The sequence below is a fragment of the Streptomyces mexicanus genome (assembly GCF_902506575.1).
Classification (GTDB): Bacteria; Actinomycetota; Actinomycetes; order Streptomycetales; family Streptomycetaceae; genus Streptomyces; species Streptomyces mexicanus.
The window spans coordinates 6608202-6629019 of sequence record NZ_LR732544.1; the positions used below are offsets into that span (position 1 = coordinate 6608202).

Genomic DNA, 20818 nt, shown 5'->3' on the forward strand with positions numbered 1-20818 from the left:
GCGGGGGCCCCGCCGCCCGGCGCGCCCCACCCCCGCGCGGGGGCCGGCGGGGGGGCGGGACGCGGGGGGCCCCCGCGCCCCGGGGCCCGGGGGGTGCACGGCATCGAGGCGGCCGTCTTCGAACGTGACGCCTCGCCCGCCGCGCGGGCCCAGGGCGGCATGCTGGACATCCACGACGACTCCGGGCAGGAGGCACTGCGCGCCGCCGGACTGCACGAGCGGTTCCTCGGGTTGGTGCACGAGGGTGGCCAGGCCACACGTGTGCTCGACAAGGACGCGGTGGTCCACCTGGACGAGCCCGACGACGGCACCGGTGAACGGCCCGAGGTGGACCGCGGCGACCTGCGGGACCTGCTGCTGGGTTCCCTGCCGGAGGGCACCGTCCGCTGGAACGCCGAGGTCACCGGCGCGCGGCCCCTGGGAGGCGGCCGGCACGAGGTGACCCTCGCCGACGGCTCCGTGTTCACCACGGACGTCCTGGTCGGCGCCGACGGCGCCTGGTCGCGGATCCGCCCGCTGGTGTCGGCCGCGCGGCCGGCCTACACGGGTGTGTCGTTCGTCGAGGCGGACTTGAAGGACGTCGACACACGCCACCCGTGGGCGGCCGAACTCGTGGGCGGCGGGTTCTTCTTCGCGCTCGGTGCGGGCCGGGGCTTCCTCGCCCACCGCGAGCCGGACGGCAGCGTGCACGTCTACGTGGCACTCCACGCGCCGAAGGACTGGCTGGACACCATCGACTTCGGGGACCGGCGGGCCGCCGCCTCACACGTGCTGGAGCACTTCACCGGCTGGGACGACAGTCTGTGTTCGCTGGTTGCCGACGCCGATGAAGCGCTGGTGCCGCGCCGGATCCACACGCTGCCGGCCGGTCACCGCTGGGACCGCGTGCCCGGGGTGACGCTGCTGGGGGACGCCGCCCACCTGATGTCCCCGTTCGCGGGCGAGGGCGCCAACCTCGCCCTGCTCGACGGTGCCGAGCTGGGCCGGTTCCTCGCCGCCCGGCCGGACGACGTGGAGGCCGCGCTTGCCGCGTACGAGGAGCGGCTGTTCCCGCGCAGCGCGGCCGCGGCGGCGGACTCGGCCCACGGCGCGGCCCTGCTGTTCGCCCAGGACGCGCCGCGCGGCCTGCTGGAGATGTTCGCCGGCCGGGCGTGAAGCGGGCGGCCGACGGTCTGTTCGCGCGCCCCGGGACGATCCCTGAGCCCATGACCGCGCACCTCGGCATCGAACGCGGTGCGGGACGGCGTCACGCCGGCCCGGCTGCGCGTGCCGTGCCGCGCCTCCTCAGATGCGCATGCGCCGACGCCCGCGCGCCGGCTTGCGGCCGGTACGGGCGTCCAGCGCCAGCAGGGTGCCTTTGCGGGTGCCGACGTGGACGACGCCGTCGGCCAGGACCGGAGCCGTCCCGGAACCGTCCAGCAGATACCTTCGCAGGACCGCGCCGGCCGTCAGACTGACCTTGAACAGGCCCACGCCCGCCTTGCCGCTGACGAACCATCCCTCGGTGCCGCTGATGGCGACGGAGGAGGCGCCGTAGCGGCTGGGGAGGTGCCAGTCCGCCTCGCCGGACTCGGCCGAGCAGGCGTACGCGCCGCCATGGCTGTCGCCCACGAGGACCAACGGGCCGGACACCGACGGGGTGTTGTCGATCACGCCGGCCGCCTGGCTGCCCCAGCGGTGGTCGCCGGTGGCCGCGTCGTAGGCGTGGAGTTCGCCCCGCCCGGTGCCGACGTAGAGCGTGCCGTCCGCGACGCTCGGCGTGCAGCAGGTGAGTTGTGTGTCGCCGGAGGGCCGATGCCACAGCAGCTCCCCGCTCGCCGCGTCGAAGGCGCTCAACTCCCCCTTCGCGCCGTGCACATGGACCCGGCCGTCCGCCACGGCCGGGCCGGACGCCGAGCCGTCGGGCAGCAGGCGCTGCCAGCGCGGCTCGCCCGTCGCCGCGTCCAGCGCCCACAGCCTGCTCGCGTCGCGCAGCACGTAGGCGGGGTGGTGGACGAGGTACACCAGCCCGCTGTCGACGACCGGTGCGGCCGACCGCCCGACCCGATGCCGCCGGCGCTCCCGTCCGTCGTCCGCGCCGATGGCGTGCAGGATGCCGTCGTCCCCGACGACGAACACCGTACCGTCGGCGAGCGCGGGGCTCCGTTTGAGCGCGCTGTCGGCGGCGCGCCAGCGCGGTGCGCCCGTCACCGCGTCCAGCGCGTGACAGTGGCCGTCGGCGCAGCTCACCAGGACGGTGCCCGCGCAGGCGACGGGCTCGGCGACCACGGGTGCGCCCAGGTCGACACTCCACGCCTCGAAGCCGGCCGGGGGCAGCCCTTCGGGGAAGACGCCGGTGTGCGCCGCGTTCCCGCGGGACATGGCGCAGGGCCGGGCGTCCTGCTCGTGCGGCGGGGTTCCTCGGCCGACGGGGCCGTCGCGGGCCGCCGCCCGGCCGGTCGCGGTTCCTGCCCCGACCGCTGGTCCAGGAGTTCCACGAGGCGGACCAGCGAGCGGAGTTCCGCCGTCGCGGCCGCCGCGTCGTCCGGGAGCGGGCCGGTGGTGACCGGGCGCACATGGCACAGGTGGTCGCCGCCGACCCGCCACTGCAGCCAGGCCCGGTCGTCCGCGAACTCACGCACGGTGGGCGTCAGCAGCTGTCGGGCAACTTCCGGGTCCGTGGTCTCCACGACGTGGACCTCGTCGTACGCCGGGTCGCCGAGCTCGCACAGGTGGCGGTGCGGGCGCTCACTGACCAGCCGCTTCAGCAGGGGGACCGTGGTGTCCACGGCCAGTGCGTGCCGGGAGACCGCGACCAGCGGCAGCGGTTCGGGCAGCTCGACCAGGAGCACGGTCCACACGGTGTGGCGCGGCAGCCGGGACCAGAGCGGCGTGGGCGCGCTGTCCACGCAGTCGAACACGGTGACCCGCCGGCCCTCCAGGGTCCCGCTGACCGCGAATCTGGCCGCCGACCGATCGGGGTCCGCACCGACGATCGCCTCCTGCCAGCGTTCCAGCAGGTCGGGACGCTCGTCCCAGTACTCCTATCCCCGTTCCGCCGCCGTCTTCCGCCGCGCGTCGGCCCGTCGACGCAGGTCCGTCCGTCCGGCCATGCCCACCTCCCCTGGACGCAGAGGAACATCCTGCACACGACAAGACCGGTCGTACCAGCGGTCTTCACGGTCGGCTCGCTCGCCCTCCCGTCACCGCGGAGGAGAGCGAAGTGGCATTCCAGGCGGCTTCTGCCATGCGGAAGACTTCCTCCACCGCGGCGTCCGGGTCGTCCGCCTCCCGGGCCAGCGAAAAGGCGTCGATCACGCACCGCGCGATGCTCCGGCAAGCCGTGGTCGTCTGCGTCAGGCCGAGGTCGGCGGCGATGGCCCTCGCCAGCGACTCCGCGTGACGCACCCTCATGGACTGCTCGTACTGGCGCAGCGCCGGAGAGGCGTCGATCAGGCGCCAGAGGGGGGCGGCGGCGTCCCCGGTGCAATGGCGCACCAAGGCGTGGATCTCGCGGCGCAGGGCGGGGATGAGCGGCTCGTCCGGTGCCCGGTCGGTGACCGCGCGGGTGAGCCGGCGTTCGAAGTCCTCGTCCTGTTCGAACACCAGGGCCTCTTTCGAGGCGAAGTGGGAGAAGAGCGTGGTGACGGCCACATCGGCCTCCGCGGCCACGTCGCGGATGCCCACCGCGTCGTACCCGCGGTCCAGAAAGAGCCGCAGGGCGGTGTCGGCGATCTTCTGACGGGTCGCGGCCTTCTTGCGCTCACGGCGCCCGGACGATGGCACGGTCATGGCCTGACCCTATCAAGTCCGCATCCGTAACCGTTTCAAAACACTAACCGTTAGTGTTAGGGTCCGCGGCATGAAGAAGGTGAGCTTCGCCGAGTTCGGCGGTCCCGACGTTCTGCACCTCATAGACGCCGAGGAGCCCCACGCGGGCCCCGGCCGGATACGCATCGCCGTGCGGGCGGCGGGTGTGAACCCCGCCGACTGGCGGGTCCGCGAAGGCCAGGTCCTGGCCGCCCACCCGGTCGAGTTGCCCGCCGGAGTCGGGCTGGACGCCTCCGGAGTGGTGGACGAGGTCGGCGAGGGAGTCGAAGGGGTCGAGATCGGCGACCACGTGTTCGGCGAAGGCTCCAGCACCTACGCGGAGTTCACCGTGCTGTCGGCCTGGGCCCGCATGCCCGAGGGCCTGTCGTTCGAAGAGGCCGCCGGGTACCCCTCCGTCGTGGAGACCGCGCTGCGCATCCTTCGCGAGGTCGGTGTGCGGCCCGGGCAGACACTGCTGGTCAGCGGCGCCTCCGGAGGAGTCGGTTCGGCGGTGCTGCAGATCGCCCGCGACCGCGGCATCACGGTGATCGGCACGGCCGGGGCCGCCAACCAGGACTATCTGCGCAGCCTGGGCGCCCTCGCCACCACCTACGGCGAGGGCTGGGTCGAGCGCGTGCGGCAGTTCGGCCCCGTCGACGCGGCCCTCGATCTGGCCGGCTCCGGGGTGATCCGCGAACTCGTCGAGCTGACCGGGGACCCGCACAAGGTGATCTCCATCGCCGACCTCGACGCGCCGCGGTTCGGCGTCCGCTTCTCCGGCGTGGCCGGAAGCGTCCCCGACGCACTCGCCGAGGCCGTCGGCCTCATCACGCGGGGAAAGCTCCACATCCCGGTCGAGAAGACCTACACGCTCGCCGAAGCCGCGGCCGCCCACGCCGACAGCCAGGCCGGCCACACACGCGGCCGCCGGGTCATCGTCATCTGAAGCCGACTCGCGCGGCGACGACGCCCCCGCCGCCCCCGGCACCAGGCCGACCCGGCCGATGACCCCGGCCACGCGCGGGCGGGTGCAATTCTCCTGCACGGCCGGAGTCCGGAAGGGGGTCCGTCCGCGGACCATTCACTCGTTCACGTGAATCGGCCGACTGTATGACCGCCCGGTCTTCCCGCGCTGGGTAGCGTGCGTGCTCGAACCGGCCCGATGGGACCGGTGCGCAGGAGGTCAGGAGGGGGTGCGGGGATGACGGACGGTCCTTCGAGCCAGGGCGGCGGACTGTCGCGGCGCAGGCTGCTCGCGTCCTCGGCCGCCGCGGGCGGCGCGGTGTGGCTGATGCGGGGGCTGGTCCGGCCGGACGGCGCGTACGCGGCCCCGGCACCACCGCCGGGCTTCCCGGCCGGGATCGACCTCTACCGGCGCGCGTACGAGAACTGGGCCGGTGAGATCCGCACCGACCAGCTGTGGACGTGCGCGCCGCGCACCCCTCAGGAGGTGCTCGACGTCGTCAACTGGGCCCACGGCGCCGGCTGGACGGTGCGCGCGCAAGGGCAGCGACACGGCTGGGCCCCCCTCACGGTGGCCGACGGCACCCCCGCCGCGGCCCGCGTCGTCCTGCTGGACACCACCGCACACCTCACCGCGATGTCCCTGGAGCGGCAGGCCGCCGACGGATCGGCCACGATCCGGGTCCAGGCCGGCGCCTCACTGGAGGCGCTGCTGGCGTTCGCCGGCGCCGCCGGACACGGGGTCACCTCCGCGCCGGCACCCGGCGACCTCTCGGTCGGCGGCGCGCTCGCCATCGGCGCGCACGGCACGGCCGTCCCCGCCCTGGGCGAGAACCCTCCGCCCGGCCACGGCTACGGCTCGCTGAGCAATCTGGTCACCGAGCTGACCGCGGTCGTCTGGGACGACCACGCCGGCCGTTACGTCCTGCGGACCTTCGGCCGGGCCGAGCCCGACTGCGACGCGCTCCTCACCCACCTCGGCCGCGCACTCGTCACGGAGGCCGTGGTGCGGGTCGGCGCCGACCACCACCTGCGCTGCCGGTCCTTCGTGGACATCCCCGCCACCGAACTGTTCGCCGCCCCCGGCGCCCCGGCCGGCACCCGCACCCTGGCCCGCTTCGTGGACCGCGCCGGCCGGGTGGAGGCGATCTGGTTCGCCTTCACCGACCGCCCCTGGCTGAAGGTGTGGACCGTCGCCCCCACACGGCCGCTCGCCTCCCGCGCGGTCGACGAGCCGTACAACTACCCGTTCTCCGACTCCCTCCCCGAGCCGGTGGCCCGGCTGGCCGGGGACCTGATCTCCGGGGCGTGGGCCAGTGCGCCCCTCTTCGGGCAGGTCCAGTACCTGCTGACGAAAGTCGCGTTGACCGGCGACATCTCCGACGTCCTGCTCTCGGGAACCCTCGTGCGGGACGTGCTGACCGGCGACGTGCTCACCCACCTGCTCGCGGGCGGCCTGCGCTCGGACCTGTGGGGCGCCTCGCGCAATCTGCTGCAGTACGTGCGGCCCACCACGCTGCGCGAGACCGCCAACGGCTATGCCGTCCTCACCCGCCGCGCCGACCTGCAGTGGGTGGTCAGCCGGTTCGCCGACTTCTACCGCACACTGCTCGCGCAGTACGCCTCGCGCGGCGAGTACCCGGTCAACGGCCAGGTGGAGATCCGGGTGACCGGACTGGAGGATCCGTCCGTGTGCGGCGTCCCCGGCGCGCGGCCCCCGCTGCTGTCCGCCCTGCGACCGCGTCCCGACCGGCCCGAGGCCGACACCGCCGTGTGGATCGACGTCCTCTCCCTGCCGACGACACCCGCCCTGCACCGCTTCTACCGCGACATCGAGCAGTTCCTTCTGGCCCTGGACGCGGACCGGGCCACGGTGCGCGTGGAGTGGTCCAAGGGCTGGGCCTACACCCACACCGCCGCATGGTCCGACCCGGACGTCCTCACCCGTGCCGTTCCCGCCGGCCACCGCGCCGGGGGTGGCCCGGGCTGGGACGAGGCGGTCGCGATCCTCCACCGGCTCGACCCCCACGGCGTGCTGTCCAACCCGTTCCTCGACGCACTGCTGCGCTGAGCGGACGGGCAGCCGGCCTGCGGCACCCCCACGCCGTGCTGCCGTAGGGCAGGACGATCACGGCGGCGGAGAAGGGCGGACGCCCGCCGTCGTGGGCGCGCCGCCGCGAGCGGCCCCGACGGGAGTCTCCCTCGTCCCTCGTCTCGCTCGTCCGTCCGCCTTGCTCCGGAAGGTCGTCCGCCCACCGGGACGTCGGCGCAAGGCCGCCTGCCGCGACCGGCCGCCGGGGGGGGCCGACTCGCCGGCGATCGGCCCGGCGGTGATTCGGCCCGGCGTGATCGGCCGATCCCCGACTGCCCGTCCCGGACGGCCCGTCCTGGACCGGCCGGTGCGGGGGTCCTCGAAGGGGGCGAGACCAGGGCCGGGTGTGGCCGCCGGTCCGATGGGGCGACCGGCGCGGGTGACCGGTGGTGGGACTGGTGGCGGCGTTGCCGACCAGGGTCCGCGCCGGGCCACGGACGGGGAAACGGCAAGGTATTTCCACGGGGAAACCTCTGGGGTGGGCCTGACTTGCTCGGGTATCGTGCTCCCGGGCTGGGCGGGGGGTGTACGCGGCGGGCCCGCCCCGGCGGAAGCACGGACTCTGGCCACAGGCCCGGCCTCCGAGGCCGCAACCATGACCGGAGACGAGAACACCCAGACCGCCCCCGCTTCCACCACTGCCGAGCAGGACGCGCCGCGCCCGGCGCGCACCGGCAGGAACACGTCGACGTCGCGCCGCCCGGGCGCGCGGAAGGCAGCACCGGCCGGAACCCCGGCGGGCGGCACCGATCCGCGGTTCGAGAACGGCCCGCTCGCGGTCGTCGACGTCGACGCCGACGGACAGGTCCTGGCCTACTGCACCGGCGGCCTGATCCTGGACGTGCCCGCCAAGTCCCTCCCGTCCCTGGTGGAGTGGACGTTGAAGGAGGCGAAGCTCGGGCAGCCGAAGCTGTCCGGCCCGGGCAAGGACGCCGACCCGCTGCTCGTGCTCACCGAAGCCGCGCTGAAGCGCTACGGCCTCCCCGTCACCCTCACCGACGAGGAGCGCCTCACCGGACGGATTCCGGAGAACCACAAGGTCATCAAGCAGCCCGCCCGCGCCGACTGGAAGCTCACCAAGCGCGGGTTCGGGCCGTGGGCCAGGATCTACCGCCCGGCGCAGGGCTCGGAGCGCGCCTGCGTGCAGCTGTGCATCCCGTCGTGGCACGCGCTCGACTCCCGCCACTGGGGCAACGCCGCACAGCTGCCGCCGGCCGAACTCGCCCGGCTCCTGGGCGTGTACGCGTCCCGGGTGATGACGCCGCGCGGCTCCACCGCCGTCACCGGCCTTGAGCTGATGACCGCGCTGCACCCGCCGACCCGCGCCTCCGAGCCCGACGCGACGGGCAAGCGGCACTCCGAGCACAACCCCGGAAGCCTGGGCAAGGACCCGGTCGACTGCGCCCCGTGCGAAGCGCCCGACGGACACCCACTGCTCAAGGACCTGCCGCGCTTCCACGTGCGCGGCCCGGCGGAGAAGCTGTTCGAGGAGGCCTACGACTGGGCGCGGCCGATGACCGACGACGAATGCCGGCACCGCTACCTGGTCGGCATCGACGTGAACATGGCCTTCGCCGCCGGCGCCAACGGCCTGACCGTCGGCCTCGGCGCACCGACGCACGTCAACAAGCCGATGTTCGACCCGAAGCTGCCCGGCTCATGGCTGGTCGACCTCTCCCACGTCGATCTGTCGAAGGTGAAGGTCGGCAAAGAATGGGTGGAGCTGGACGGCAGCCTGCTGCCCTCCCCGTTCACGCCGCAGGGCGACCACCCGACGGGCCCGGCCTGGTACGCGACGCCCACCCTCGCCTACGCCCAGGAACTCGGCTACGAGGTCCGTCCGATCGAGGCGTACGTCCGGTACGACAACGGCCGCTACCTGGACGGCTGGTACCAGCGACTGCGCGACGCCTACCTCGCCACGATGGCCGACCTCGGCGTGCACGCGGACATGGCGCCGGCCGAATTCCTCGCGGCCATGGACGGCTACAAGGAACGCGATCCGGACCTGGCGGTCGTCGTCTCGGCGATCAAGGCGACCGTCAAGGGCGGCCTGGGCAAGCTGCGCGAGCGCCCCCGCGGTGAGGGCTGGCGGCCCGGCGAGCCGTGGCGGGCCCTGTCCCGGCCCACCTGGCGGCCGGACATCCGGGCGGCGGTCATCTCCCGCACCCGCATCAACCTGCACCGCAAGATCGTCAAGCATGCGGCCTTCACCGGTCAGTACCCCGTCGCGATCCTGTCCGACTGCGTCGTCTACGCGGCAGACGGCCCCTCTCCGCTGGACTTCCTGCCCTACCGGGACGGCAAGCCGCTGCCCGGCGGCTTCAAGCTCGGCGTCAACCCCGGCCTGGTCAAGCACGAGGGCACCCAGACCGTCCTGTGGGGCGAAGAGGTCCGTGAGCGGTTCAACGCCCCGGAGCTCAACCTCGCCCGTTACATCAAGGACGGCACCGTCACCGACGCCGACAACGGAGAATAGGAGAGGGCCACGATGAGCCTGTTCGGGGACGGCCTGGACGCCGCGGTGCAAAAGGCCTTCACCCGCCCGGCGCCCAAGAGCGCGCCCGCGCAGATGCGGTACCTGGTCAAGCAGCTCAAGGGCACCAAGGCGGTCGCCCAGATGCTGCGGATCTCCCAGCGCACCGTCGAACGGTACGTGAAGGACCAGATCAAAAAGCCCCGCCCGGACCTCGCCGCGCGTCTGGAGCGCGAGGTGAAGAAGCGGTGGCAGCCGCAGATCCGGGCCAGGGCCCGGCAGCAGGCGGCGACCACCGGCGGCATCGTCATCGACACCCGGGCCCGGCTCGGCTACGTCGCACCGATCGGGACGACGGACGAGGATCGCATCCGGCACTTGACCGTCGCCCTGCCCCCGCAGTACGCGGCCCGCCTCTTCGCCGCCCAGGAGGCCGGCGCCGGCGACCAACAGCTCCAGCAGATCGCCGCCGACGCGCTCCGCGAGGTGTACTTCCAGGACGGCGGCCGCCGCGCCGGGAGCCTCGAGGAGGTCCACTTCACAGACATCGAGCACCTGGAATTCGAGCTGTAGCCCGACATGCCCCGAACGGCGCGCGAGCCCGGACCGACTGATCGGTCCGGGCTCGCGCGTGTGGCCGTTGGGGAACGATCGGCCTTCCCCCGTCGGCTGTTCCTGCTCGCTGCCCGAGTGAGTTCGGGGTGTGGCCTTTGTCCTGGCGAAGCGCGTTGACCGCCGCCAGGGCGTGCAGCAGGGCGTCAGGGGGGCGGGTTATGGATTCGGCGACGCTCTGGACCTTGCCGACGGCTGACCGGGTGCTCGCCCGGGCGGCGGTGACCTGTCCTTGGACTTCCCGGTGGGCCTCGTTGAGGTACCGGCAGGCCGGCAAACGATGAGATAGAACGTTCGGTATTGACAAGGGGCCGTTGGGTGACTCTAATGATGAGACCGAACGTTCTCCCTGTGGTGTGGGCCGGGCGCCACTGTGCCTGTCGCGGTATTGCCGTGGCTGCTTTGTCGCGTCCGGCCCGCTGAGTCGACGGTGTCCGGGCCCGTGGGGGCCGGGGCAGCGTCCGTGCGGGCCGGGTCCGGCTCTCGGCATCCGCTCTTCGCACCGTGAAGTCATGTTCGTCAATTCGTCGTTGAGTCGAGAGGTCGCATCATGCGTTTTCGTGTTCGTGTTCCGCGTCGGGTCGCGCTGGGCGCCGGTGCCCTGACGCTGCTCGCTGCCACTACCGCGCCGGGTGTGGCGATGGCGACGGACAAGGGGTCTTCGTCCCGGTCGGCTTCGGTGAAGCCGACGGTCGTTCTGGTCCATGGGGCATGGGCGGATTCCTCCAGTTGGTCGCGGGTGATGGAGCGGCTGCGCGCGGACGGCTATCCGGTGCGTGCCATCGCCAATCCCCTGCAGGGGCTGGCCAGTGACACGGCCTATGTGTCCAGCTACCTGTCCACGATCGAAGGACCCGTGGTGCTGGTGGGTCATTCCTACGGCGGCGCGGTGATCACGAACTCCGCCGCATCCGACCCCGACGTCGAGGCCCTGGTCTACATCGCCGGTTTCATCCCCGCGAAGGGGGAGACGGTGGGTGACCTGGCCGCCCAGTCCTCACCGGCCGTCCCGCTGGTGTCGACCGCCGTCCCGGACGGCACCGACGTGTCGATCGCTCCGGACCACTTCCGGGAGGTCTTCGCCGGTGATGTCGACCGGACCACGGCCGCCGATCTGGCGGCGGTTCAGCGTCCCGCCAACACCAGGGCCGTCACCGACGCCAGCGTCCAGGAGGCGTTCCGCACCATCCCGTCCTGGAGCCTGATCACCCGTCAGGATCACGCCATTGCCCCCGCCCTGCAGCGCACCATGTCCCGGCGGGCCGGTGCACACACAGAGGAGGTCGACGCCTCCCACGCCGTGATGATCAGCCACCCCGCCACCGTCACCCACATCATCGAGGACGCCGCCCGCCACACCCGATGACCCGGCCCTACGCGAATGTTCGCCGGCCGACGCCTTCCCGGCCGGAACCTCCATCGCCGGCGCCGGCCGGACCGACCCACGTGCCGGCCGGCGAAGGCTGACGAGGCGAGCAGCACACCACGTTTTCGCAGAATCCCTGAGGCAGCGACAGAGACATGGAGAGAGGTGTCATGACTGTGACGACACACCAGCAGCTCGGCCGACTGACGGACGCCCTGCGGCGGTTCGTTCCCGCCGGGCAGGTGGTGTCCACCGGGCCGCGGTACGACGCCGGCCGGACCCTGTGGAACGGCGCCGTGTCGTCCCGCCCCGGCGCGATCGTGCGGTGCGCGGATGCGGCCGAGGTCGGGACCGCCGTACTGGCCGCGCGGGAGTCCGGAGTGCCTGTGACCGTGCGCGGCGGCGGCCACGACTGGGCCGGAAGGGCGCTGAGCGACGGCGGCCTGACCATAGATCTCTCCGGCCTGCGTCAGGTGACGGTGGACCCGGAGGCGCGGGTCGCCGAGGTGGCGGGAGGGGCGACGGCTGCCGATCTCGCCGCCGCGGCGCAGCCTTTCGGCCTGACCGCGGCGACCGGCACCGCCGGTTCCGTGGGTATGGCGGGCCTGACGTTGGGCGGCGGCTGCGGGCCGCTCAGCGGCCGCTTCGGGCTCGCCCTGGACAACCTGCTGTCCGCGGAGGTGGTGCTGGCCGACGGCTCGGTCGTCACGGCCGACGCCGAACGGGAGCAGGAGTTGTTCTGGGCGCTGCGCGGCGGTGGCGGGAACCTCGGTGTCGTCACCTCGATGCGGGTGCGCCTGCACGCCGTACCGACACTGCTGTCCGGCATGGTGCTGTTCGGGTGGGAGCAGGCCGCGTCCGTACTGGCCGGGCTGGCGGACGTACTGGCCGGAAGCCCGGACGAGTTGACCGTGCAGTCCGGTGTCCTGCCCGGCCCCGACGGCCGACCCGTCGTGTTCCTCTCACCCACCTGGAGCGGCGACGACGCCGCGGCGGGGGAGAGGGCGCTGGCGCGGCTGGACAGCCTCGGCACCCCCCTCGTCTCCCAGGTCGCGCCCACCACCATGCCCGAGATGCTCGCGGCCATCGACGCGCAGTTCCCCTTCGGCCGGCACGTCGAGATCCGCACGCGTTCCGTACCGTCGCTGACCTCGGGAGTACGTGACGTGCTGAGCCTCGCGGGCGCCACCCTGACCTCCCCCCACTCGGCGATCTCCCTGCACAGCCTGCACGGAGCCGCGGCACGGGTACCCGTGACGGACACGGCGTTCGGCAACCGTGACCCACACCTCATGATCGAGATCATCGCCCAGTGGGAGCCCGGGGACACCCGTGCTGCGGAGCACCGCACCTGGGCGGGCGAACTGGCCGACGTCCTCGAGCCCGAGGCACTGCCGGGCGGCTACCCCAACCTCCTCGGCCCCGAAGCGGCCGCCCAGATCGCCCACGCCTACGGGCCCAACACCGAGCGACTGCTCACCGCCAAACACCGCTACGACCCGTACCACGTATTCAACGCGACACCCCTGCCGTCTCCGTCCCGCGCCCGGTGACGGCCCGTTGGAGCAGGACGGCACACCTCCCGCATACACCGACAACCGAGGCAGACCATTGAACGTGCGAAACGCTCTGATCCGCTACGCCGCGATCACCGGCCTTCTGGGAGCCGCGACCGTGCTGACCACTCCGCAGGCCATGGCCATGAGTGCCCCCGCGAACACCGAATCCGTCACTGTCACGGTCAATGCGGCCGAGCCACTGAGGAAGCTCGGTCCTCTCACGGATCTCGTCATCGAGCGTATCCGCGTGAGCGACGACGTGGCGGCGTCCAAGTTCGGCACCGGCTCACCCATCGAAGACCCGGTACGTGAGGCGCAGGTACTGGAACAGGTCCGGACACAGGCCGAGGCCGCCGGGGTGAACCCGGACGCGGCCGTGGCGTTCTTCCAGGACCAGATCGCCGCGAGCAAGGTCGTGCAGAAGGGCCTGTTCGCCCGCTGGACCGCGCACCCGGAGGAGGCGCCGACGACGCGCCCCGACCTCGGACCGATTCGCGAGCGACTCGACCAGTTGACCACGGCCCTGCTCCAGGAGCTCAAGGACACGGAGCACTTGCGTGACAAGCCCGTCGCCTGCACGGTGCAGTTGGCCCTGGCTGCCGGGTCGGGGGCAGTGCTGGAACGGCTCGACACGCTCCACCGCCAGGCGCTCGGGACGGCCACACAGTCGGTGTGCCGCTCCGGCGAGCCGGCCGGACGACACTGATCCGCCGGTGCCGTCGTCTTCCCGGTGCGGGAGCCACCCGCTCCGAGTCGCCGGCGGCACCGCGGCACACGCCAGGGCCACCACGCGAGGCGAAGGCATCCGCATGGCGATGGGTGCCCCGGAGGCCCGCCAGGGGATGGGCACCGGCTCGGTCACGCGGGAGTAGGCCGAGCGGGAGCACCCGCTCTGGCGGCCCTGACCAAGAACCATCACGTCGGCTGAACATCCGGCACGGGTCCGGCAGGCCGGCCGAGAGGGCCGGTCGTGGCACATGGCCGGAGCCCCCGTCGTTCAGTCGGCGGACCGGGCGGCCGCGCCGGACGACGCGGCCGGTCGGTCAGGCGGACCGGGCCTGCAGGATTCCCTCGACGCCCTGCAGGAAGGTTTCGGAGACCAGTTCCGGGTCGGACAGGCAGCCGGAGGCCATGGCGCCGTCCCGGAGCATGACGAGATGCCGGCCGGAGGGTCCGGCGGGCGCGTTGCCCATCTGGGCCAGCAACCCGGTGACGGTGTCCAGGAACCACTGCCGGTGGGCCAGGACGGCCCGGTGGACCGGGTGGTCCGGATCGGGGTATTCCGCTGCCGCGTTGAGGAAGGCGCATCCCCGGAATCCCGGAGACCGGATACCCGCGGTGATGGTCCGGCAGATCGCCCTGACCTTGTCCGCCGCCGACTCCTCGCCCGCCTGAGCAGCCTCGGCCTGTGCCCGGAGGTCCCGGTCGGCCTGGTCGAGGTACGCGAGGACGAGGTCTTCCTTGCCCGTGAAGTGCCGGTACAGCGTGGCACGGGTGACCCGCGCCTCCGCAACGATCCGGTCGACACCGACGGAGTGGATCCCCTCCGCGTAGAAGATCCTGGTCGCCGTGGTGAGCAGCCGCGATCGCGCTTCCGACGTGCTGCCTTCTCTCGTCCTCTGGCTCATACGCCCAGGTTAGCGAACAGCTGGAGAGAACGGTCGGTACAGCCTGGCCCCAGGGCGCTGCGGGCGCCGATCTCTACGATTTCGGCATGCCGTTGCCCTCCAACGCCGACTTCAGGTTGCGCAAGGCGTAGAACACCTGGGACTTCACCGCGCCCTGCGGGATGCCCAGGGCCGCGCGCGGCATCACGGCCCCTCCCGTTCGACCCCGCCCACCAGGGGAAGAGCGGCGGAGAGCTCCGCGACCTCGAGGATCCTTACCGTCGCGGTGAGGACATCTCCTACGCGATCGACGCGCTCACCACCATCCCCGGCATCGACCCGCGGCGCATCGGTGTCCTCGGCATCTGTGCCGGCGGCGGCTACGCGGCGGCCTCCGCCCGTAGAGACCACCGCATCAGGGCGGACACCGGCCCGGCGATCCTTCGCGGTCACTCACGGGGCTGGCCGGGCCGGGCGTTGTCCGCGACTTCCGGCATCCGTTTATCCGGTCGGTCTTCCGGGGCGGCGGCGTCTGCTCCGCCCGGCTGCCGGTGGCGAGGCCCGCCGGCATCTCACCACCACCAACCACTACGGCTGGGCAGCTGGAAAGAACGCGGCTGTGACCTCGGCGCCTGGATGCGCCAGAGAGGTAGAACGTTCGGTCTTGACACGCCGTAGCATCCTTGCCACTCTGTAGATGCAGAACGTTCTGTCTCGCAAGGGGCCCTCCCGCTGACCCGGGGCGCCACCCCATCGCGGCACACGCCGAACTGCCTTCTCCTCCACCCATCCAATGAAAGGCTTTGCTGTGAGCGTGAAAGGGTTTGCTGTGGGCACTGTTACTGCTCCATCAGGTGTTACCGGAACGGCGTCTGCTCTACGCCGGCTGTACTTCGTGCGGTTCGCGTTCGCCATCGTGTGGGCGCTGGTGATGTTCACGATGGCGGACGAGATCACTCCGGTCGGGGCGGTGCTCCTGGTGCTGTATCCGCTGTTCGACGTAGGTGCCGCCGTCGCCGACGCCAGGTCGTCCCGCACCACCGGATCCCCCGTGCTGCTGTATGTGAACATGGCGGTCAGCCTGGTCGCCGCCGCGGGTGTGGGCATCGCGTGCGCCTCAGGGATCGGGGCGGTGCTGCGGGTGTGGGGCGCCTGGGCGATCGTGTCCGGGCTCGTCCAGCTCATCGTGGCCGTGCCCCGCCGCAGGCTGGGCGGCCAGTGGCCGATGATCCTCAGCGGCGCCATCTCGGTCCTGGCCGGAGCCTCGTTCGTCGCGTCGGCCGGCGCCGACGACCCCGCCCTCACCGGCGCCATCGGCTACGCCGTCCCGGGCGGCATCTTCTTCCTCCTCTCGGCCCTGCGCCTGGGCCGCGCCGCCCAGGAGAGCTGACATGGCCGCCCCCGCAACCGACATGGTGGCTCACACGTATGACGTGGTGGTGATCGGTGCGGGTCCGGTCGGGGAGAACGTCACCGGCCGGGTGGGAGAGGGCGGCCTGAGCGCTGCCGTCGTCGAGCGGGACCTGGTCGGGGCGAACGCTCCTACTGGTGAGCATGCCGACCAAGGCACGGCTGCGCAGCACGGCCGCGCTGCGGGCGGCCCGCCGGCGCCCAGTGCGCGCGAGGCGGTGACCGGGGACCTGGACGTCGTGGCCGTGCCGCGCCGCCGGGTCAACGGCTGACACCCGGTTCATGCCTCACCGTCGCTGACACCCTCCGGGTGGTCACGTAGACGACAAGCCGCCGGCCGGCGGGTGGCTGCATGCCGCCGGTGACGTCAACCACCGCGCACTCCTCACCCACCAGGCCAAGGACCGGGTCCGCACCGTGGGCGACGTCATCGTGGCGCGCGCCGACGGCGAAACCGCCGACGACAGCCCCTGGGGCCGTCACGCCGCCACCGCCGACGAACACGCGGCGCCCCAAGTGGTGTTCATCGAGCCTGCCTGAAGGCGTCCGCCATTCCAGTCAGCTCGGCGACTTTCGGCAGCAGCTCGGGGAACCATCCCGCCTCATCGCGGGACAGGGTGGAGGGTAGATGCGCCGCCGACGTACAGCGGGCGCAGGTACCGGCGAAGTGCCGTCGCAGGGCGGGCAGGTCTGGTGCAAGCGCGGTCGGACCGCCGGACGCCGGACGGGGCCGTCACTCTGCCCCACCGACGCCGCAGCGTACGGCGTGCGGCTCAACAGAGTCCGGACCGGCGCCGACGTGGCGATGGCGTCGCCGATCTCCTCGGGTTCGCCGACGCGGCCGAGCGCGGTCTGCCCGGCGAGACCCTGGCGCGTTTGTCAGCACTTCTTTGGGCACCACCGCACGGACCAGAAGTGGCTCTACGGGGTACGAAGTTGATCTGGCTCCACCGCCGGTCAGAAAGATCGGTAGAGCGATGGGCAGACGCCGGTAGGGTGGCCTGTTGTGGACGCGGGGACAGGAAACGAGATGGTTGCGGTCCCGTCGGGACAGGTGACGTTGTCGGACCGGCGGACGCAGAGCAGTTGGCCGGTCGAGGTCGCGCCGTTTGAGATGTCGGCGTTCCCGGTTACGCAGTCCTGGTACGCACGAGTCACGGGCCGACGGCCGAGTAGCGCCCAGGGCGATCGGCTGCCGGTTGAGGGTGTTTCGTGGTGGGATGCGGTCCAGTTCTGTAACGCCTTGTCCCAACGGGAGGGGCTGACGCCCGCGTATCGCCTGTGCGTCGATGCCGAGACGGCCGAGTGGGATGCTTCCGCAGAGGGGTACCGGTTGCCGACCGAGGCCGAATGGGAGCACGCCTGCCGTGCAGGCACTACTGGCCCGCGGTACGGACAGCTTGACGAGGTCGCTTGGTACCAGGGGAATTCCGATGGGCGGATCCACTCTGTCGGCGGCAAGCAGCCCAACGCATGGGGCCTGTACGACATGCTGGGCAATGTGTGGGACTGGTGCTGGGAGACGTCTACGACGCCGAGGTGTATGGGGCCTACCGGGTCCTCCGTGGTGGTGGATGGGCCGACGAGCACTGGAGCTGCCGGGCGTCGGTGCGGCGGCGCAGCCACCCGACCTTCCGGATCGACGACGTGGGATTTCGCATCGTGCGCTCCACACCGCTGAGCTGACCCGCCTCATCGCCGGCTACGGCTGCGTCGACCTGCTCTGCCTCGACGAGTCCGGCTATCTCGACCTGGACAAGGCCGGCGCCAAGCTGCTGTTCCAGATCTTCACCGAGCGGCAGGAGCGGCAGGCCATCGCGATCGCCTCGAACGCTCCCTTCTCGGAGTGGAAGCAGACCTTCACCGACCCCCGTCTCTGCACAGCGATCGTCCACCGGGTCACGTTCAACGCGCACATCGTCGAGACTGGCACGCAGTCCTACCGGTTCGCGCAGACCCAGAAGAAACCCCGTCGCTGACCTGCACCGACAACCGCTGGCCTTCCTCACGGGAGACCGACCGCAGCCATGTCGGGCCCGACCGTCAAGTCCCAGTGCCGGCCGCACCATCGCCCGTTCTCGTCCAGCCGCCGCGGCCACCGGGAGGTCCGCGGCTTGAGCCGAGCCGGGTCGGCAACCCTCCACACACCTGTCGGGGATGCGCTGACGGAGGCCCGCCGAGGCGTCACAGCTACCGCCCACACCCTCTACCCGGGCCAGCGGAACCCCCCGATCGAAGTGGGGCCAAATCACCTTGCCACAGGGGCGTGAATCACACCGATCCACGCCCCCTCCACCCCGGCAGTGGAGCCAAAACAAGTGCTTACAGACAGACGCGGGCGCCCCGCGCCAGCAGCGGTACAAGCGACTGGATGAGGAAGAATGTGCCCCGCACGTTCGTGCCGAATACCGTGTCGAAGTCGTCGGCCGTGACAGTTTCCAGCGGGCCGAAGACACCCACCCCCGCGCTGTTGACCACGATATCGAGCCGCGAAGCCCCCCAGCGCTCAAGCAGTCCGCTCAGCTCGGAAGTGAAGGCTCGGAAAGGGGAGATGTCGCTGATGTCGAGACGCACGACAGCGGCAGACCCGCCCGCAGCTTGCGCTTGCTGCGCCGTCTCCTCGGCCTCGGCCGCATCACCGCGATGGGGGACCACGACCCGCACCCCGCGCGCCGCCAGTGCAAGAGCCGAGCTCTGCGCCTTCGGAGGCGGACCATCAGTTCCGAGACGTTCAGGTGGTCTCCGACGGCTCGCTCAGGTGCTCGCGCCACCATTCCCGGCCTGGTGTGGCTGCTGTTGGCGAGTTGAGTCGGATCTTGGTGTGAGTCCGCGCTCACTCCGGGATCGGGCTGCTTCACGCACGGGCGGGGCTGCGAAGATGCGCTTCGTGGTTACGGATGCAGACTAAGAGGCAATCCGGGGGAATCTGCGCTTCGGGCAGGTCTTCCGGATAGAACGGCAAGAAGCCGACATCTTGGTGCCTGCTGTCGCAGGACAAGTGGGGGGAGTGTCCGCACAATTCGCCCTTTCCAACTTCACGTCGCGCTTCAAGGTCAGCAGTCACCCCGTGGGTGGCGCTGTCGAGGCTGTAAGGGGTTACGCAGGGACCCCTGACCTGGGAGGATCTACTCATGGAGGACAGTACGTTCGGGCCGGCCGGGGCGAACGCAGACCTTGAGTGCCAGATCTACGTCGCCGCTCCCAGCCGTGATCGGTTGATGGAACGGCTGGCAGCGGCACTGAACGTGTCGCTTGGGCCCCTGCCGGTGCTGATTAACCGGGAAGTGACCCGCTGACGAGTGATCTTGTCGGTGGACTACCGCTCCGGACCTGCCCGAGCTCCCTGGTGCCTACGCTACATCAGGCCGTCTGACGGGCAGTTTTCATACGCGCGGGTCTCAGTGGGGCCGCGCTCACGCGAGGCCCCACGACGGAATCAGACAGTGAGGACGAGCTTGCCTTGGAGGTGCCCGCGGTCGAGCAGCCGGTGCGCGTCGGCGACGCGCTCGAACGGGAATGTCTCCTGCACGTGGACCCGGAGCCTGCCCTCTTCGACGAGTTCGACGAGGCCTCGCAGGGCAACCGGATCGGGGTCGACCGCGATGCCGCTGAAGCGCATGCCGGCCGCCTCGTAGGTGGCAATGAGCTCCGGGTCATCCTCGGCGACCGCCGTCACCAGGTGACCGCCTGGGCGGAGCACTTCGAGCGACCGCTCGACGGTGTCGCCGCCGATCGTGTCGAGCACGACGTCGATGTCGCGGACCACCTCGGCGAAGTCGACCGCCGTATAGTCGATCACCTCGTCGGCGCCGAACCCCTCGACGAACTTCCGCTTGCTCCCGCTGGCGGTCGCGATCACGTGCGCGCCGAGCGCCTTCGCGATCTGGATCGCAACGTGGCCGACCCCGCCCCCACCGCCGTGGACCAGGACACGGTCGCCCTCGCTCACGCCGCCGAGATCGACGAGACCCTGCCACGCCGTCAGCCCGACGACCGGCAGCGCCGCCGCCTCGACGTGCGAGAGCGACGCCGGCTTGCGTGCCAGGTGCAACGCCGGCGCCGACACGAGCTCGGCGTACGCGCTCGCCGCCTGCGGGAACAGCGGCATCCCGAACACCTCGTCGCCGGGCCTGAAGCGCCACGTCCGCGGCGACTCCTCGACCACGCCGCTGATGTCCCAGCCGAGGACGAACGGCGGCCGGCCGATCAGCGGGAACTCGCCCGCGCGCAGGCGCGCCTCCAGCGGGTTCAGCCCGATCGCCTTGACGCGGACGAGGACCTCGGTCGGGAGCGGCTGGGGCTCGGGTGCGTCCACGATGGTGAGCACCTCGGGACCGCCGAGCGCCTGCTGGGTAATGACTCGCATGACTCTCCTGGCTTTGGAAGGGGGAGGGAATCCAGGCTAGGTTTCCGACAGGAACCAGCAGGTACCTCTGGCGCAGGTAACCTTTGGCTCCATGAGGGATTTCGGTTCCGGTGATCTCTTTCTCGCCGACTGCCCGGCACGTCTGGCGGTCGAGCTCATCGCCGACAAGTGGACGGTGGTCGTGCTCGCCGGCCTGAGCAAGGGTCCGGTGCGCCATGGCGAGCTGATCGAGTTGATCGGCGGCATCTCCCGCAAGATGCTCACCCAGACGCTCCGACGGCTGGAGGCGCACGGACTCGTCCGCCGCCACGCCTACGCCGAGGTCCCGCCCCGCGTCGAGTACGAGCTCACCCCGCTCGGGGCGACGCTGATCGAACCGATCCATACGCTGACCGAGTGGGCGAGGGCGCACGGCGACGCAGTGCTCGACGCGCTCGACGCCGATCCCGAGCCGATTGCCCAGAGCGACTGAGGCCCCCGCCAGGGCAGCGACCTGCTGACGGGTCGTAGGCGGGGGCCGGTCGTGGGCGGCGCCGAGTCCGGCAGTCCCGCCGGAGCTGACTCTCAGCGTCGGGACG

17 protein-coding genes and 4 pseudogenes are annotated in these 20818 nt (G+C 71.7%); 15 read left to right on the plus strand and 6 right to left on the minus strand.

Translation table 11 applies throughout. The annotated features are described in order from the left end of the window. Positions 1-1155 (plus strand): FAD-dependent oxidoreductase (locus GV126_RS29580; protein WP_438947869.1); only part of this gene is annotated, 1155 nt, incomplete at its 5' end. 129 nt (positions 1156-1284) lie between these two features. On the opposite strand, the gene GV126_RS29585 is transcribed toward GV126_RS29580, so the two are convergent. The 3 genes from GV126_RS29585 to GV126_RS29590 form a co-directional block, all read right to left on the minus strand. Beyond that, entirely contained in the window at positions 1285-2268 is a 984-nt protein-coding gene (locus GV126_RS29585; RefSeq protein WP_236570311.1) for an outer membrane protein assembly factor BamB family protein, read from the minus strand. Next, complete coding sequence (locus tag GV126_RS36780; protein ID WP_236570162.1) at positions 2226-2888, minus strand: hypothetical protein; 663 nt, start codon at positions 2886-2888, stop codon at positions 2226-2228. The genes GV126_RS29585 and GV126_RS36780 overlap by 43 nt, the downstream gene beginning before the upstream one ends. 268 nt (positions 2889-3156) lie before the next feature. Next, the gene (locus GV126_RS29590; RefSeq protein WP_159672447.1) at positions 3157-3771 is read right to left on the minus strand and encodes a TetR/AcrR family transcriptional regulator; all 615 of its coding nucleotides are present in this window, start codon (positions 3769-3771) and stop codon (positions 3157-3159) included. A gap of 70 nt (positions 3772-3841) precedes the next feature. Between GV126_RS29590 and GV126_RS29595 the strand changes: the two genes are divergently transcribed. From GV126_RS29595 to GV126_RS29625, 7 genes and pseudogenes are all read left to right on the plus strand, one after another. After that, on the plus strand, positions 3842-4735 hold the full coding sequence (locus tag GV126_RS29595; RefSeq protein ID WP_159672449.1) for an NADP-dependent oxidoreductase: 894 nt from the start codon (positions 3842-3844) through the stop codon (positions 4733-4735). Between the two features lie 255 nt (positions 4736-4990). Beyond that, positions 4991-6823, plus strand: a complete 1833-nt coding sequence (locus tag GV126_RS29600) for a cholesterol oxidase substrate-binding domain-containing protein (RefSeq protein WP_159672451.1) — start codon at positions 4991-4993, stop codon at positions 6821-6823. A 553-nt stretch (positions 6824-7376) separates the two neighbouring features. Next, a pseudogene (gene tap, locus GV126_RS29605) lies at positions 7377-9323 on the plus strand (telomere-associated protein Tap); the annotation flags it as partial. 12 nt (positions 9324-9335) lie between these two features. Next, on the plus strand, positions 9336-9893 hold the full coding sequence (tpg, locus tag GV126_RS29610; RefSeq protein WP_159672455.1) for a telomere-protecting terminal protein Tpg: 558 nt from the start codon (positions 9336-9338) through the stop codon (positions 9891-9893). A 679-nt stretch (positions 9894-10572) separates the two neighbouring features. Continuing rightward, positions 10573-11298 carry an alpha/beta fold hydrolase gene (locus GV126_RS29615; protein ID WP_201299890.1) on the plus strand — a complete coding sequence of 242 codons (726 nt, stop codon included), beginning with the start codon at positions 10573-10575 and terminating at the stop codon, positions 11296-11298. A gap of 170 nt (positions 11299-11468) precedes the next feature. Next, the gene (locus GV126_RS29620) at positions 11469-12851 is read left to right on the plus strand and encodes an FAD-binding oxidoreductase (protein ID WP_159672459.1); all 1383 of its coding nucleotides are present in this window, start codon (positions 11469-11471) and stop codon (positions 12849-12851) included. A 64-nt stretch (positions 12852-12915) separates the two neighbouring features. Further along, positions 12916-13563, plus strand: coding sequence for a chorismate mutase (locus GV126_RS29625; RefSeq protein WP_236570163.1), 648 nt, complete (start codon positions 12916-12918; stop codon positions 13561-13563). Between the two features lie 337 nt (positions 13564-13900). Here the strand turns inward: GV126_RS29625 and GV126_RS29630 are convergent, their stop codons facing one another. Then, on the minus strand, positions 13901-14485 hold the full coding sequence (locus GV126_RS29630; RefSeq protein WP_159672461.1) for a TetR/AcrR family transcriptional regulator: 585 nt from the start codon (positions 14483-14485) through the stop codon (positions 13901-13903). Positions 14486-15293: 808 nt separating this feature from the next. On the opposite strand from GV126_RS29630, the gene GV126_RS29640 reads away from it, so the two are divergent. The 5 genes and pseudogenes from GV126_RS29640 to GV126_RS36800 all read left to right on the plus strand — a co-directional run. After that, positions 15294-15854, plus strand: a complete 561-nt coding sequence (locus tag GV126_RS29640; protein ID WP_159674238.1) for a DUF308 domain-containing protein — start codon at positions 15294-15296, stop codon at positions 15852-15854. Position 15855: 1 nt separating this feature from the next. Beyond that, on the plus strand, positions 15856-16146 hold the full coding sequence (locus GV126_RS29645; RefSeq protein ID WP_159672463.1) for a hypothetical protein: 291 nt from the start codon (positions 15856-15858) through the stop codon (positions 16144-16146). 145 nt (positions 16147-16291) lie between these two features. Continuing rightward, entirely contained in the window at positions 16292-16414 is a 123-nt protein-coding gene (locus GV126_RS37760) for a hypothetical protein (RefSeq protein ID WP_419796037.1), read from the plus strand. A 490-nt stretch (positions 16415-16904) separates the two neighbouring features. Further along, positions 16905-17560: pseudogene (locus tag GV126_RS36795) on the plus strand (formylglycine-generating enzyme family protein). After that, positions 17554-17853, plus strand: a pseudogene (locus GV126_RS36800) (ATP-binding protein); the annotation flags it as partial. The pseudogenes GV126_RS36795 and GV126_RS36800, both read left to right, overlap by 7 nt. A gap of 343 nt (positions 17854-18196) precedes the next feature. Here the strand turns inward: GV126_RS36800 and GV126_RS29660 are convergent. Next, positions 18197-18559 (minus strand): annotated as a pseudogene (locus GV126_RS29660) (SDR family oxidoreductase); the annotation flags it as partial. 446 nt (positions 18560-19005) lie between these two features. On the opposite strand from GV126_RS29660, the gene GV126_RS29665 reads away from it, so the two are divergent. Next, a complete protein-coding gene (locus GV126_RS29665; protein ID WP_159672467.1) occupies positions 19006-19170 on the plus strand; it encodes a hypothetical protein in 165 nt (54 codons plus the stop codon). Between the two features lie 140 nt (positions 19171-19310). On the opposite strand, the gene GV126_RS29670 is transcribed toward GV126_RS29665, so the two are convergent. Beyond that, a complete protein-coding gene (locus tag GV126_RS29670) occupies positions 19311-20240 on the minus strand; it encodes an NADP-dependent oxidoreductase (protein ID WP_159672469.1) in 930 nt (309 codons plus the stop codon). A gap of 91 nt (positions 20241-20331) precedes the next feature. Between GV126_RS29670 and GV126_RS29675 the strand changes: the two genes are divergently transcribed. Further along, entirely contained in the window at positions 20332-20712 is a 381-nt protein-coding gene (locus GV126_RS29675; RefSeq protein WP_159672470.1) for a winged helix-turn-helix transcriptional regulator, read from the plus strand. Positions 20713-20818 lie beyond the last annotated feature (106 nt).